General features: G+C 38.7%; 9 protein-coding genes and 1 pseudogene. 5 read left to right on the forward strand and 5 right to left on the reverse strand.

The annotated features are described in order from the left end of the window. Positions 1–60: 60 nt before the first annotated feature. The gene (gene ade / locus PHF18_RS10565; RefSeq protein WP_300102296.1) at positions 61–1,713 is read left to right on the forward strand and encodes an adenine deaminase; all 1,653 of its coding nucleotides are present in this window, start codon (positions 61–63) and stop codon (positions 1,711–1,713) included. Positions 1,714–1,931: 218 nt separating this feature from the next. Here the strand turns inward: ade and PHF18_RS10570 are convergent, their stop codons facing one another. Further along, entirely contained in the window at positions 1,932–2,513 is a 582-nt protein-coding gene (locus tag PHF18_RS10570) for a DUF2121 domain-containing protein (RefSeq protein WP_300102299.1), read from the reverse strand. 1,577 nt (positions 2,514–4,090) lie between these two features. Here PHF18_RS10570 and PHF18_RS10575 point away from each other — a divergent pair. After that, entirely contained in the window at positions 4,091–4,339 is a 249-nt protein-coding gene (locus PHF18_RS10575) for a hypothetical protein (protein WP_300102302.1), read from the forward strand. A 465-nt stretch (positions 4,340–4,804) separates the two neighbouring features. Here the strand turns inward: PHF18_RS10575 and PHF18_RS10580 are convergent, their stop codons facing one another. Beyond that, entirely contained in the window at positions 4,805–5,416 is a 612-nt protein-coding gene (locus PHF18_RS10580; protein ID WP_300102305.1) for an orotate phosphoribosyltransferase-like protein, read from the reverse strand. Positions 5,417–6,166: 750 nt separating this feature from the next. Here PHF18_RS10580 and PHF18_RS10585 point away from each other — a divergent pair. Both PHF18_RS10585 and PHF18_RS10590 read left to right on the forward strand, forming a co-directional pair. Beyond that, positions 6,167–6,425, forward strand: a pseudogene (locus PHF18_RS10585) (transposase); the annotation flags it as partial. 126 nt (positions 6,426–6,551) lie between these two features. Further along, complete coding sequence (locus PHF18_RS10590) at positions 6,552–7,730, forward strand: hypothetical protein (RefSeq protein WP_300102308.1); 1,179 nt, start codon at positions 6,552–6,554, stop codon at positions 7,728–7,730. A gap of 301 nt (positions 7,731–8,031) precedes the next feature. Here the strand turns inward: PHF18_RS10590 and PHF18_RS10595 are convergent, their stop codons facing one another. The 3 genes from PHF18_RS10595 to PHF18_RS10605 form a co-directional block, all read right to left on the reverse strand. After that, the gene (locus tag PHF18_RS10595) at positions 8,032–8,169 is read right to left on the reverse strand and encodes a hypothetical protein (RefSeq protein WP_300102311.1); all 138 of its coding nucleotides are present in this window, start codon (positions 8,167–8,169) and stop codon (positions 8,032–8,034) included. A 199-nt stretch (positions 8,170–8,368) separates the two neighbouring features. Beyond that, positions 8,369–8,869 (reverse strand): type 1 glutamine amidotransferase domain-containing protein, encoded by a 501-nt coding sequence (locus tag PHF18_RS10600; protein ID WP_300102314.1) that lies wholly within the window; start codon positions 8,867–8,869, stop codon positions 8,369–8,371. 186 nt (positions 8,870–9,055) lie between these two features. After that, entirely contained in the window at positions 9,056–10,240 is a 1,185-nt protein-coding gene (locus PHF18_RS10605; protein ID WP_300102317.1) for a PLP-dependent aspartate aminotransferase family protein, read from the reverse strand. A 1,855-nt stretch (positions 10,241–12,095) separates the two neighbouring features. Between PHF18_RS10605 and PHF18_RS10610 the strand changes: the two genes are divergently transcribed. Next, positions 12,096–14,747 (forward strand): hypothetical protein, encoded by a 2,652-nt coding sequence (locus tag PHF18_RS10610; protein WP_300102321.1) that lies wholly within the window; start codon positions 12,096–12,098, stop codon positions 14,745–14,747. Positions 14,748–14,755 lie beyond the last annotated feature (8 nt).

Raw genomic sequence — 14,755 nt, forward strand, 5'->3', positions numbered from 1 at the left:
ATAATACTTGACTCCAAAACTATACAAATATTTATACATCTGTGGTTTCAATAAATCTCTATGAAAAAGTACCTGGGGATTATTGTTGACGCCGTTTCCAGGCGGCAGTTTAAAGGTGAGATTACCGTTGAAAACGGGAAGATCATTCGTGTTGAAGAAAAGGAACACGATACCGATCAGTACATCCTGCCAGGGCTGGTGGATGCTCATGTGCACATAGAAAGTTCTATGACCGTGCCTTCGGTTTTTGCCCGGATGGCTGTTGCAAAAGGCACGGTTGCAGTTGTCAGTGACCCGCATGAGATTGCAAACGTTATGGGGGAAGAAGGCATTGATTACATGCTTGAGGATTCAAAAAAAGCCCCCCTTAAAATCTTTTTTGGGGTGCCCTCGTGTGTGCCGGCTACACCTTTCGAATCAGCAGGAGCGGTGCTGGATGCGGCGGCTGTGGACCGACTACTGGCAAGAAAGGACCTGTATTATCTTTCCGAGATGATGAATTTCCCGGGCGTGATCTCAGAATTTCCCGAGGTAATGGCGAAACTGGAATCAGCTAAAAAGTACGGCAAAGTTGTTGACGGGCACGCACCCGGCTTAAGAGGAACCGCCTTGCAGAAATACATTGGAGCAGGAATTTCCACAGACCACGAGTGTTTTACTTATGAAGAAGCAGCTGAGAAAATAAAGCTAGGGATGAAGGTCCTGATACGGGAAGGGAGTTCAGCCCGAAATTTTGAAGCCCTGTATACCCTGATAGATGAATACCCTGAAGCGGTTATGCTCTGCACCGATGACTCCCACCCTGATACTCTGATCCATGAAGGGCATATCGATAAACTGATCCGGCGCGGACAGGAAAAAGGACTTGACATATATAACCTGATAAGGGCAGCGGTGATCAATCCTGTAGAACATTACGGGCTCAATGTCGGACTGCTGCGCGAAGGAGACCCTGCTGATTTCATCCTCGTAGACAATCTTAAATCATTCAATGTGCTGAGCACCTTCATCAATGGAGAATGCGTTTACGAGAACGGGAAAGTTCTTTTTCCAATGGGACAAATTTCTGCAAAAAATGTTTTTAACAGAAACAAAATTTCAATTGACGACGTGAAACTGGCTGTGCCGGCAGGAGACCCCGGGGAACCGAGGAGAAAAATCAGGGTGATCGTTGCCAGGGACGGAGAACTTATAACAGGCCAGGAACTGGCTCTGCCAAAAATAGAAAACGGAAACCTGGTTTCAGACCCGGCACGGGATATTTTGAAAATGGTTGTCCTTAGCAGGTATGCAGATGACCCTGCTCAGATCGGTTTCATAAAGAACATAGGCCTGAAAAAAGGTGCTATTGCAAGCAGCATTGCCCACGACAGCCACAATATTATTGCAGTCGGAGCCACCGATAAAGATATAGTCGAAGCTGTCAACCACCTGGTGGAAAACAAGGGAGGAATCGTTGTAGGCACCGCAGAAAATCTTCTAGATCTTCCACTTGGGGTTGCGGGCCTTATGAGCACCCGGGATGGGGAATATGTGGCTTCCCGGTATCTGCTGCTGAATGCAGAAGCCCGAAAACTGGGAACATCGCTCAAGTCGCCTTTTATGACTCTTGCATTTATGTCGCTTCTGGTTATTCCTGAGCTTAAACTGGGAGATAAGGGCCTCTTTGATGTGACGAAATTCGAATTTGTCGAGCTTTTCGTAAATGAATGAACAGAAAAAGGTGGGGCGATTCCCCCAGCTTTTTCTCCTTTTTCCGCCTTTTTCCGCCTTTTTCCGCCTTTTTCCGCCTTTTTCCGCCTTTTTCCGCCTTTTCCGCCTTTTCAGCCCTTTCAGCCTTTTCCGCCTTTTCAGCCCTTTCAGCCTTTTCAGCCTATTCAGCCCTTTCAGCCCTTTCAGCCCTTTCAGCCTTTTCAGCCTTTTCAGCCTTTTCAGCCTTTTCTGTCCTGTTCCACAACTTTCAAAACATCAAAATTCGATGCGGTCTGCACGATAAAGAACTGCTTGCTCACGGAAGCCGTTTTTTTTGCTGCGGTCTCCATACAGAGCATAAGGATTTTTACTGCATCCTGAAGTTTACTCTTTTTCGTCCAGTTATCCTTGAAACATTTGTTGGCTACCTGCTTTGTAACCTCGTTTCCGAAAGCTATGAAATTGCTTCCTTTACCCTGAGAAGTTAGTGTCATCTCAGCATCCCTGAGTTCAACAATTGCATAGTTCCCTGCCGAGGCGTACAGCCTCCTTTTTTTAACGACACCTCCTTCAACTGAAGATACTTCCCCTACCAGAATGCCATTTCTCTCCGAAACTTTACTCTTGCAGTCCGTGACCGTTATTTTTACCCCCAACTCCTCTGCCTTTTTTGCCAGCTCCTCGTCCGTAACTATTGCACCGTTGTAAAGCTCTTTTTCAAGTGTTTCCCTGTTGGACTTTTCCCCTTCAAAAGTAATTTCCCTCATGTCTCCGGCCATTACTGCACCATTTTTTCCGATAAAAGCAATAACTAAAGTCATCTTTATATCTCCATAACCATCTTAAAGTGCCCTTCAATCTTTAAAGTGCCTATTTCTTATTACTTTAGCTCTACAGAGAGCCCTCAAGTGATGTAATTTGTTTATTCTGCGATTCCAGGTAGAGTAACTAAAAAAACACCTTTGCTTTTCCGAGAAATACTTCCCTTTACTCCCCAGAAACCGGTATTAAATCCATACATTAAAGGATGCTTTGCCAGCTTGCCTGGCGGTCTGTCGAAAGAAACAGAATGAAGAAAAAGAATGAAAATTAAGAAAGTCATCGTTTTCCCTGGTCACTTTTATATGCCAGTTTATTACAGATGTACTCAGTCGTTTTTACTTTCTGAGTTTTATCAGGGTTTTTCTATTTTTTTCTTTGTAAGGCCGCTCTCCTGCGTCGAGCGTGACAAAAACGACACTGTACGGCGAATAAGGTTGTACGGGTTAAAGAAATCGTAATTTAGTTCTCTTGAGCTAAACTCACTGCTAAAATCTATAACTCAGTCCTCTTGAGCGCAGCGAAAAGGACCGCGTACTCCCGAGGCGCAATTCGGGTGCCGAAGCGAAACTCGGGCGTGACAAATTACCAGGATGTTTAAATTTTGTTTTTATCCTTCACGGCACTTTCCAGGGCTTTTAATCAATTAGTATGTGACTTCAATAGAGTTTCCCTCATTATCTGTAGCCTTTATCCTTATCATGGAATGCAAATAAAAAGCTACAGTTTTGCGCACTACAGTATCGTAATGTTCTTTTTGAGGGATTTTTGAATCAAGCGTCTTATTTTTGGTGGAAATCGAATTTTTTTCCTCTGAAACCGGTCTGCTCCGAATCAGTCGTGAAAGGAAACATATTCTTGATACAGGCCTTAACCGAGAACATGCATTACGTTTAATATTTGTTATTCTGGTGCTGGAAAGATGATTTCTTGTCATGAGTCCCCACTCTTTGTTTACTCTCTTATTTTTACATGCCACCGCAATGTAGTATATCTGATACTGTATGATATGCCTCCACTGTATATAGTTCTTTTGATTTATCGACACGTTTTACTTCAAAAAATAACCGTTTAATTATTTTACACTAGCTTTATTAATCCAGGCTTCTATTCGGTTTTCTGGAAACCTTATATATGAAATGGATGAGCGGGGCTCATTAATCAAAAATTAAACTATTTAAAAAAAAACAAAAAGTAATTATCTGGACTTTTGTCTTGACTTTTCAGAATGTATGCCTGGAATTTTAAAAGTTAGTTTCTGTGTTCAAAATGTTTTTTTTCGGCATTTCTAATCCCGATCACCAGGTCTCTTGAAATTCTCTCCGAATCCAGGCCTTTCAAATCAAAATGATGTTCCTGTCCGTCTGCCGTTGTGATTAAAAATATGGGTTTTCGGGAGAACAAAAAAGCAATAAAGAAAAATCCAGCGGATACTAAGAGAACTAAGCCTACTGTTATAATTACATGATAAACTGTGCCGTTTTAAAATGGTACTATTAAAAAACGACCTCTCACCATAGCTATTTGTCTTACCCAAAGTTATTTATTTGAACAGTTTAATGAAAGATAGGGATTAACTGTGCAAAAAATACAATCAAAAGAATATTTTGATGCAGTACAGGCTTATTTTATCATCCATAAAGATCCTGCCAGGGTATATACGTTCCTTTTGAATACTCTATGGACAGATAAGTATAAACTATCTGAGAAGATGTATTACCAGCGTGTTGATGTGCTTGAAATGACGGACAATTGCGCCAGCTTCTACACCGGTACAGAGTGTACTCTTGTGTTATGTTCAAACCCGGAAAACCAGAACTCTAATTGAATTACTTCTTTTTTGAGGATAAATATAAATTATTCTATCCTGATCCTTAACCACACACATATACCTGAAAGTCATGTACAATACCTGAAAACCATGTACAAAGGCTAAAGCTCTCGCTCAGGATAAGGATAGATATTTATATTTGGCTTGAAGACCTTGTCTTAGTACCCGCAACGAAATTACCTATGCAACTTATTATTTATTGTAACTTTGATTGGCGACCTTGATCTTGAAAATCAAGATGTCAAATCGGAAAGATGCAGAGGTTATTCTGTGACGAGTCCTTAGTCTCACCCATAGGATGACAAACTCTTCAGGCACAGGATGACTTTCTGAGGATCCGATGCGAAATAACGTATGTCCATTTTAACACTGTGCTTAACTATTTTCGTAAGCACCTCATTGATTTTGTTCCAAAATAATATGTGTTGCCGAAGTTATTTCGTAACGAGCCCCAGGTATTTTTCAGTCCAAACGTACAATTTTTACAAGAGACTGAATTGGAACATTAGAGATTGTATCTGCACCCTTTTTGTCGACCAGTACCGCTACAACTCTTGGTTTTGCATCCATTTCACCTAGCTGTTCAATCACTTCCATACTGGTTGAACCGGTGGTAATAACATCATCCACGATAACGCAGTTTTTACCGGCAACGGATCCAAAATTTCTGCTTATGGTCCCTCTGTGGGCTGTATGAACGATATCCTGTCCTTTACGATGATAAATCGCTAAATCTGCACCCAGTTCATATGCCATCATGCTTGCCAGGGGAATACCATTGCCAGCAATGCCAACAACCACTTCTACCTCGGTGTTTGTCTTTTCCAGGGTCTCAAGCACCATGTCGCAGAGTGCAAGCGAGATGTTGTGGAGACGTTTAGCACTTTTCCCTATACTGTTCAAGTTTACAGCAATATCTTTTGGAGCAGGGGTTATTTCTTCTTTTTTCGAACGGGTTAAAAGCCAGGTAACCGTTTCTCTAGAAACGTTGAGTTCATCGGCTATCTGGGCGGTAATAAGCCCGTTACTCTGCAGTTCCACAGCTTTCTGGATTAAATCTTCTATATCCTTCATGCTTTCATTCCCACCTGAAATTTTTATCCTGCTGTATTTCCGGGGTCTCTAAATTAAGACAGTATATACTATCAAGCATTATATCTTTTTTTCAGCTTAAGATTGACTCTTTTATAATTTCCTCTTTTTTTAAGAGGAAAGCCACAGATGAGGCAGGTTTCCCTTTTATCAAAAGTTTTTCTGCAGTTCATACATTTATTTTCCCAGATAATGAGGTCCTTAATCTTTTTTATTTGGATTCAGTTAAGATACGAAACTTCTAAAAGGGCTAATTTTATTCCATAATTTAACATTTAGTCGTCCCCTGCTATATGATTGATGTTTTGGTATTAAAGTTCCAGTACGGCTATTGATTTCGTTTTGATCTACTGTACGCAGACGGGATCAAGACTTGCGCGGCGCGTGAAAAGAAAGAGCGAAATATGCAATTTGAAGTCATTTCGGAAAAATATTAACTAATTAATCGGGGAGCACCTAACATTTATTTGTCAGTAAATATACCTGAAATAAGATCTTCTTTGTCTTGTACCGTCTTTGAAAGTTCTGCTGTTAGATAAATAATCTTTTATTCAGATACTTTAAAAAATAGGTTAAAATGAAAATATTTTTATGCTAGTGGGTTTAAACATTTGGTAAAAGTTGTGTGTCTCCTAAGCTCACTTAAAGCCTATCTGAAAAGTAGAAGAATTGCGATGCAAGATAATGTTTAGTAGTGGCAACACGAAAAAACGGACACTACACTATTACTAGATCTCTGACGAATTCTGGGACCAAATCGAACCATTACTGTTATTCCCTAAGCCAAAAAAGAAGCCTGGAAGATCTAGAAAAGATGATAGAGAAAAGATGATAGAAAAATACTGAATGGTATTTTTTATCTCCTTTGTTGGCTGCCAATGGAAAGCATTGTCAAGATGTTATGGAGCTTCAGGTAATGTACATGACAGATTTCAGGAATGGCAAAAAAGGCTTATTTGAGAAAATGTGGAAATCCGGTCTACTGGAATACGATAAATTTAGCGTGCGCATGGATAACATTCGGAGCAGCGGGACTTTTCGGATAGGCTTTTATTCAAATATAATGTAAATTTTCAGAAAAAACAATTTCAACGTAAATAATATTTGGGTGTCTGTTATGCGGTTCCCCCACAGCATTTCTGGGATTAAATTTGTAGGATTGTTAGCCATTATTATTTTATTTGTTTATACTCTGGGATTTACGAGTTTAGACTCAGATACGAATATTTTAAGCTCCAGTCCAAATACAAAGGTGATACCTCCAACACCTGAAGCAAATATTACATTTGTTACTACTGGTTCATCATTTTCACCAATCATCACAGTTACAGGTAATCCTAAAATTCAATGGGTATTTGGTGATGGTTCGACATCTGATTCTCCTTCTCCGACTGTAAATTTTGGGTCAGAGGGGACAAGAACAAACACTTTGGTAGTAACACCATGGAGTGCAGTAACTAAAATCAATATAGGTTATGATGGTTCAGATGGTGGAGTAACTCCAGGTCCCAGTACAATAGAATATTTAGAACGACAGAATGTAATAGCTGTTACTGGTTTAGAAAATGTTGCACCATCCCTCCAGGTATGGGCTTCGAGTTATAATCCAATAACTGTGCTGGATTTCAGTAACTTCACGGCACTGCATACGATTGAGTGTTTTTATTGTACATCATTGGCTACCATCAGACTCAGTCACGTTCCAGCTCTGACCAGGCTTTGCCTCGAAAATTGCAATATTTCTTATCTTGATCTATCAGAAGCTCCTTCTCTGGCTGATCTTCGTGGAGCATCTCAGAAAAGTTCAACATATACAATAAATTGGGGTAATACAGGGGCTCATATGTGGCATATATGTGTTAGAGATAACCCACAGATGACCAGCACGTTCCCTGTCAATCAGTTTCCAATTCTTAAAGACTTTTATATCTGGAACGATAGTCAAAGCGGTACTTTGCACCTGACTTCTACAAATTTGAAAAGTGTTCTCTCAGCCAATAATCATTATACTTCTGCGAATTTTTCTGGTTGTTTCCCTGCTGGTAGAGACGGTACTGTGTATATTTATAATAATAACCTCACAAGTTTGGATATTTCCAATGACCCTGGTTTACTTAATTTAAATGCCAGTAATAATTTATTAAATCAAGAAGCAGTAGATGGTGTGCTCCAAACACTGGATTCTTATGATACTACTGATGGGTCTCTGGATCTAACTGGAAATGCTGCACCGTCAAGAACAGGAATAGCACATGCAAATAATTTAACTGCCAGGGGATGGAAGGTTCAAAGTTGAAAAAATCCACCAGCTACAAATTTAACAAGTATTATAGGGATCTAACAAGCATTATTGATCCTAAAAAATCTCCTGGAACAACAAATTGCATAAATATTTTATATTTAGAGAGGGCGGGAAGTCAATAACCCATCCTAAAAAGCTGTCCGACAATTTAATTTCAGGACAAAAAGATGACAGGCGTGAAGGCCTTGCCTGTCAAAGGACCAGCTGCACATTAAGGATGAGAAAATAGAAAAGTTAAATGAGATGTGGATAAGCAAGCTGTCCATATTCAAAGCTTGATCCAGGAACATGCCGTTTATCTGCGCTTTTTACTTTCAGTCGGTTCCTCTTCGATGTCTATTTGCTCTATTGTATCTTCTTCCTTTTCTATTGGTTCTAGCTTTTCCATTAATTCTTTTTCTTTATTATCATTCTTTACTTTTCTTGCTGGCATTTGTTCACCTCAATAGTTTGATGTCTGCTGAAGTAGTGAACTCCCCCTCCCTAAAATCTTCGCGTGACGGTTCAGATTTTTGAGGAAGGGGCTTCCTGCTTTATTCCCCGGAGCAATCCCCACAAGTCCACAGGCTCTTCCCCACGTTCCGTAGGTGTTAAGTTACGAAGTGAACTTATTACAGGTATATTATTTTTCATTATTTCAGCAATTTGATCATTTCCCTTCCAAAAGCAAAAAGGTCTCCGGGGTTTCTTGATGATACCAAATTTCCGTCCACTACAACCTCATTGTCTTCGTAAAGCGCGCCTGCAGCTATTATGTCGTCCCTTATCCCTATCCAGCAGGTGGCTTTCCTGCCTTTTATAACGCCTGCCGAAACAAGAACCTGGGGACCGTGGCAGATTGCAGCAACGGGTTTGTTTTCCTTGAAAAAGTGTTTTACGATCTCAAGGGCATCTTTATCGAGCCTCATTTTTTCGGGCCCTTTTCCACCGGATATCACAAGGATGTCATAATCTGCAGGGTTTACATCCTTAAAGGCGATGTCAGCATTGATTTCATACCCGTGCTTTCCTGTTATCGGTCCCCTCTTCATAGAGGCAACATGTGTGGTTATTCCTTCTTCTTTCAAACGGTGGTAAGGGTAGAAAAGTTCCGTATCTTCAAAACCATCGGCTCCGAATACAAGTGCTTTCATATGAAATTCCCCCCGGATTTCAATTTACGGTTTTATTCTTGCGGTTCTCAGTCTTTTGACTTAGCTTAAGGTTTGTCTGGTCTTGTTTAATTCTCTTAATGTTGCAGCTAATAGATTACTCCAGCGGCAAATATACCTTGTCGGGTTCCAAAAATAAAACAGGTGAAATCCTCTTCCTGTCCAGCATTAAGTTTTTGAAAGGGCCTGTTCAAGGTCTGCAATTATATCCTCAGGGTCCTCAATTCCCACAGACAGCCTGACAAGTCCGTCTTTAATTCCGACCTTATTTCTTATTTGACTGGGGATACAGGCATGGGTCATGGAAGCAGGATGCTGGATAAGGGTATCAGTTGCCCCGAGACTGACTGCAAGGGAACAGAGCCTGACGCTGTTCATAAGCCTGCGCCCGGCTTCAATTCCGCCCCGGATCTCAAAAGAGAGCATTCCCCCGTATCCGCTCATCTGTTTTTTTACGACCTCGTGCTGGGGGTGGCTTGAAAGCCCGGGATACCTTACCCATACTACTGCGGGGTGGGACTCGAGGAAGCTCGCAACCTTCATGGCGTTTTCAGCATGCCTTTCCATCCGGATGTGCAGGGTCTTAAGCCCTCTGATGCAGAGCCAGGCTTCGTGCGGGCCCATGATCCCGCCTGTATATCCGACAACCTTTGCCAGGCTTTTCATAAAATCCCTGCTTCCTACAACGACCCCGCCAAGCAGATCTGCGTGCCCGCCTATGTATTTTGTACAGCTGCTGAGGGAAACGTCCGCCCCGAGTAGAAGAGGCTTCTGGAAATAAGGCGTGGCAAAGGTATTGTCTGCGACGCAGATGGCTCCCTGTGCTCTTGCAAGCCTGGCAATTTCCCTGATGTCACAGACAGTTATTGTGGGATTGGCAGGTGTTTCCAGAAAGACCATTTTAGTTTCCGGTTTAAAGGCTGCCCTCACATTTTCTATATCGGATGTATCAACAAAACTGACATCTATCCCGAGCCCGGGCAGAACCTCTGAAAAAAGGCTGTAGGTGCAGCCGTACACTACATCCGTTGAGATCAGGTGGTCTCCCTGTTTAAGGGTAGTGAGCACAACTGCAGTTATTGCAGCCATTCCCGAAGCAAAGGTCTGTCCCGCCTCCCCGCCCTCAAGCACAGCAACCTTTTCGGCAAGGACCGCATGTGTAGGTGTGTTCGGAGGAATTCTTGCGTATACATACCCGACTTCCTCTCCTGCAAATCTGGCAGCCCCCTGTTCAACATTCTCAAAAATAAAGGTTGAAGTCTGAAAGATAGGAGTCGTGTGCGCCCCGAAGACCCGGTCTGGCTTTTCTCCTGCATGCACGCATTTAGTTGCGAACTTAAGTTCTCTTTCCATTTCTCCATAAACCCCTGTTAAAATTAATTTTCTGAATAATTATCTGTCTTTCCGGTAATTATTTGTTTGGAGGGAAAGAACGGAAAAATGTAGCCTATGTTTAGCAGGTACACGTAATTGTAGTTAAGCACTGTATGTATAAAACTAAAAAATATATGTTCAGTTTTATGGGCGGCAAAGAAATATCCTTGTTAAAAAATATCTCCTATATAACGAGTTCGATTCTGTTCCAAAATCTAGTGATTTTTGCATTTCTTGATTGAAATTCTGAATTCGCAAGAAGAATCCGATCTTTAATCAAAATCAATATTCGAGATCTAAAGACTTCGATCCAAAAATCTTATCACAAGAATTATAATCAATTATAAAATTCAGTGATTTTTAATATTACATTCATCACTGGATTTTGGTACTGAGTCACGAGTATTTAATAATATAAAATCAGAAAAGGAAGCTAAAATCCTAACGAGATTACTCTTTATAATATATCCTTATAATCGTATAGGTGTCGAAGATGCATCTAATCGTGTAGAGATATCAAAATCCATTGTATGCACCTGTTTGAAGATAAGGGACGAAGAATCCCAGAATTCATTTGATTATTAAGAAAGTCATTTCAAAAAATTCATAGTAGACAAGAAACAAATTAGGGCTTCAATAAATAGAAGTTTTAGGGGTTTATCTTCAAGACTCAGCTTTTCAAAGAGATGGATTGAAAACTTGCAGACGATGGGTTTAAGTTAAATTTTCTAGGCACTTAACTATAGTTAAGAAATGTGAGAAATATTCAGTACTATTAGTGGATACTGTAAAACTGAGTTATTAACTATTGTGATAAAATGGAAAACTTTATAGCTATAATTAATAGTTTCTTAAATTAATTGGAAAATTATGATAACTGCAAAGGTTTTCTAAACTATCCGATAGATTCAATCCAATGGATTTATTCTTGTCCCTCCAAATAGACTTTGTTTCAAAATGTATTGATAGACGTAAAATTAAAAATCACTCTATTTTGGAACTGATTACAAACCTCTGAACATTGAAGTTAACAAGTTCTTCAATAAATCACTTATCTATGAAAAAATCAGTTTTCTTGTAGCCTCAAATTTTGTGGAAAGCGATGAAGGAATGTGTTGTCTAGGTCTGGGGAAAGGACTTGACTTCGCAGTTGTGGCTTATGAAATTTAATCTAGCCGGAGATCAAATCGACTATATCTGACAAATCATCTAGATTGCATTGGGATGTATATTTGGCCAAGAGAATATTTCTCGCGCGAACTTCAAGGTCTTTGAAGGTCAAATAACGTTTAATAGATTATTAAAAGAAAATCTGAATCATAGAGGCATCAGAATCTATAAAATATTCATAAATCTTATTCCTGAGACTTCGAAAGGAAGCTTCTAAAAAATGAAGATTTATACTCGCCAGATGTGGTTTTAAAAATTATGTCGGGTTATTACTTTGCATTATGAGGCAAAAATTCTTGATTTTAAAGCTTGATGAGTATAATTTGAATATCCATTTTAGTGTCATTCACTTTAAGCACGATTCAATCATGTGGTCACTAGTGTCGTGTCAACAGTAAAATCTCGTATAAAATCGGCTACAACTATTTAGAATTGTTCAATCCTTGAGGATTGACACGACACTAGGGCGCTGAAATTTATGATTTCATTTGCAACTTTATGGATAAAGGTATTGAAATTTTAGGGTTAAGTTCTGTTTGACCTAGTTTTTCCTCATTTCAAATGATTCACCAAGAGTCTAAATGTTTCTTAGGAAAAAAAATAGAACCTTTAAGCTGTAACTAATAGAGAGTCTATAGATCCAAATTTTCAGGTGGAATCGTAAATGTCTACATATCAGAGAAAATGTAGGATTGGTATTTTTGGCACAAAAGATGATCAAGAAAATTTAGATAAGATCATAAAATCCATAGATCTAGGTGGAAACGTAGATATTCTCCGTTTTACTAAAACAGCTGACTTTGGGATAGATGAAGCTCACACGCATAAAACGTGTGTATATGCCTTATCTACCTGCAACATTGCGATTTTTTTTATAAATCGCCGGTATGGTGGTAAATTTCAACCCGATGTTTGTTGGGAAATAAGTTCGGAAAATGACTGGTGTTTCGAAATTTCAGTCACTCATGCCGAATATAGAACTGCTAAAGAACTATGTATTCCAACTATTGTATTTATTGATTATAATACATATAAAGAATATGGATATAACATTCGTGAACGTCATTTTCGAGTTGTTTCTCAAAATGGGGAAAATAAAGAATCCATCAAAAAGAATATGGATTATATTGAGAAACACTGGGAAAAAAGCAACCATGTTCAAGATCCTAAACTATTCTTTTTCATAAATGAAATCACCACCGGCATGAAAAAGGACACAGGCATGAACAAGAAAGAACTCTACCAAAATTGGAAAGGGGAAAAATATGTTTATGATGATTTAGATGATGAAAAAGGTGAAGAAGAACTTAAACAAAAAATAATTAATGCAATAAAAGGTTTAACACCTATTTTCTTGAGGCAACTTGCCGAAAAACAAGCTTCGAAATTGCAAGAAGAACTCAGGGTTGGACCACAGATAAGTTATAAGTTTATGGATGGTCGCGGGCTTTTAGTTGAAAGAGAATTTAAAGACGATTCAGGAAAGATAGTAAAGCAGGATCAAATTTACGAGGAAAAGAAAGTACTGATAATTGGATCAGGAAGTGACGGAAAAACGTTCACAATGGTCGATTTATTCAGCAAACATGTTGCAAAATGTATTGACAACAATAGTCTAGAAAATAATCGAGATATTCCTTTATTCATTAGTTTAAAAAACAAAATCGCAACGTTGGACAATGTTTTAGACGTTGATAGTTTAGTCTGGGATGAAATGGTTGCGAATGATATACATGCACCGACAGATTTGTTTAACCTACATAACACTAATATTACTCTTTATCTTGATGGTCTCGATCAAGGAAATCAAAAAGATCTTGCCAAATTGGAACTTCTATTTCAAAAGATCAGAAGGTATCCTGGAAATCTGAAATTAATTATTTCAGTGCGCAAAGAATGGCACGAACTCTATTATTCAAATTCTCACTTAATATATTTAGAAGAATTTACGAGATACACTCTATTACCTATTAATATAGAAGCGGGAAAAAACCTATTTGAAAACTTATTGGGGGCGCTGTTAAAAGAGCGAAATGGGGTGCAATTTGATACTCTGATTTTATCTTTGAAAGACGAAATTATGGAAACATTGTTAAATGGGACTATGGATTGTACAATATCCGCATGTGTTTTAGATGCAATGCTGAAACAAAGAGAAAAGTCTGAAAATAAAGAATTATGTATTGTAGATTTCTGTGATCGTTATTTGGAGTTCGTTGCTCAACATGAAATCAGAGGTAAATTCAGTGATACATACGAAAGCAGATCTGTGGAAAAAAGTGAGTTAGATCAATTACTTGCTTCCTGGATGGATCTTGCGTACTTAATTGCCTATAAAATAACTAAAGGAGAGAAAGCCACTTATGAGTATTTAATAAAGGAATTAAAAGAGTTAGAACACATTTCAGATTATTTGGAAAAAACGTATGGAAGTATCATTTACGGAGAAAAGGCTGATATCTTATTTAAGCATGATCTCTATAAGGAAGTACTTTTATCAAAAAGAATTGTTGGGTATTTGTCGGATGAAAAAGGTAACTCAAGATTATTGGCTGTAAATAATTGTGCTGGACGACAAATTATGCTCCAGTATCGCTTTAGAGCATTGGAATCCGACAAGTTTGACAAAATTTATGATAATTTAGTCAAGATTATTTACCGCAATATTTTTAAAATTGATGAAGATTGTGTAAGAATAACCTCAAACTGTATTTATTTGCTCGGCCAATTAGAAAAGAGTCGAATGAAAGATGTTGATCGAACTAAAAAGTTGATTCGTGCATTCAGAAATCTCACAACAGATAGCTTTGTTGACGTTTGTGCTCTCTACGCTCTTACAGAGCTGGGTGATGAGGAAAGTGCGTTAGAATTAGCGGAAGGACACAAGAATATCGAAATTCTGAACACAGACACCTCTTTTCACTTAATGTACTATGGAGTTGCTAGTTCGAAATATCTTCCTTCAAAAAACTCTTCCCAAAAAGAGGTAATAAACTGTAATACAATGTTTGATGAATTTAAAAATTATTTTGAAAACGTCAACAAAGAAGAAGAAGAACATTTGAGAATAATAAAAATTTTAAGGGTTAAGATTTATGCTGAAATCATTTGTGATGCTTTGTTCCGATATCATAGCAAATATTCACCAAACGAAGCTTTAGAGTGGATCGAAGGATTTATAGAATTAACCTTCAAAATTGATGTTCTCACTCTGGATAAAGAAGGGACTCTAGAAAAATCAATTATTGAATCACTTTATTTATTTTATAAGACCAAAAGGCAGATCCAGATTCAATATAAAATTTCTAGCTCCTGACTTAATAA

The organism is Methanosarcina sp., assembly GCF_028693135.1.
GTDB lineage: Archaea > Halobacteriota > Methanosarcinia > Methanosarcinales > Methanosarcinaceae > Methanosarcina.

Excerpts from the sequence above, each read along its gene's own strand:
- PHF18_RS10595 (WP_300102311.1), bottom strand. The coding sequence starts at position 8,169 with ATGCCAGCAAGAAAAGTAAAGAATGATAATAAAGAAAAAGAATTAATG.
- PHF18_RS10610 (WP_300102321.1), top strand. The coding sequence starts at position 12,096 with ATGTCTACATATCAGAGAAAATGTAGGATTGGTATTTTTGGCACAAAA.
- ade (WP_300102296.1), top strand. The coding sequence starts at position 61 with ATGAAAAAGTACCTGGGGATTATTGTTGACGCCGTTTCCAGGCGGCAG.
- PHF18_RS10600 (WP_300102314.1), bottom strand. The coding sequence starts at position 8,869 with ATGAAAGCACTTGTATTCGGAGCCGATGGTTTTGAAGATACGGAACTT.
- PHF18_RS10580 (WP_300102305.1), bottom strand. The coding sequence starts at position 5,416 with ATGAAGGATATAGAAGATTTAATCCAGAAAGCTGTGGAACTGCAGAGT.
- PHF18_RS10605 (WP_300102317.1), bottom strand. The coding sequence starts at position 10,240 with ATGGAAAGAGAACTTAAGTTCGCAACTAAATGCGTGCATGCAGGAGAA.
- PHF18_RS10570 (WP_300102299.1), bottom strand. The coding sequence starts at position 2,513 with ATGACTTTAGTTATTGCTTTTATCGGAAAAAATGGTGCAGTAATGGCC.
- PHF18_RS10590 (WP_300102308.1), top strand. The coding sequence starts at position 6,552 with ATGCGGTTCCCCCACAGCATTTCTGGGATTAAATTTGTAGGATTGTTA.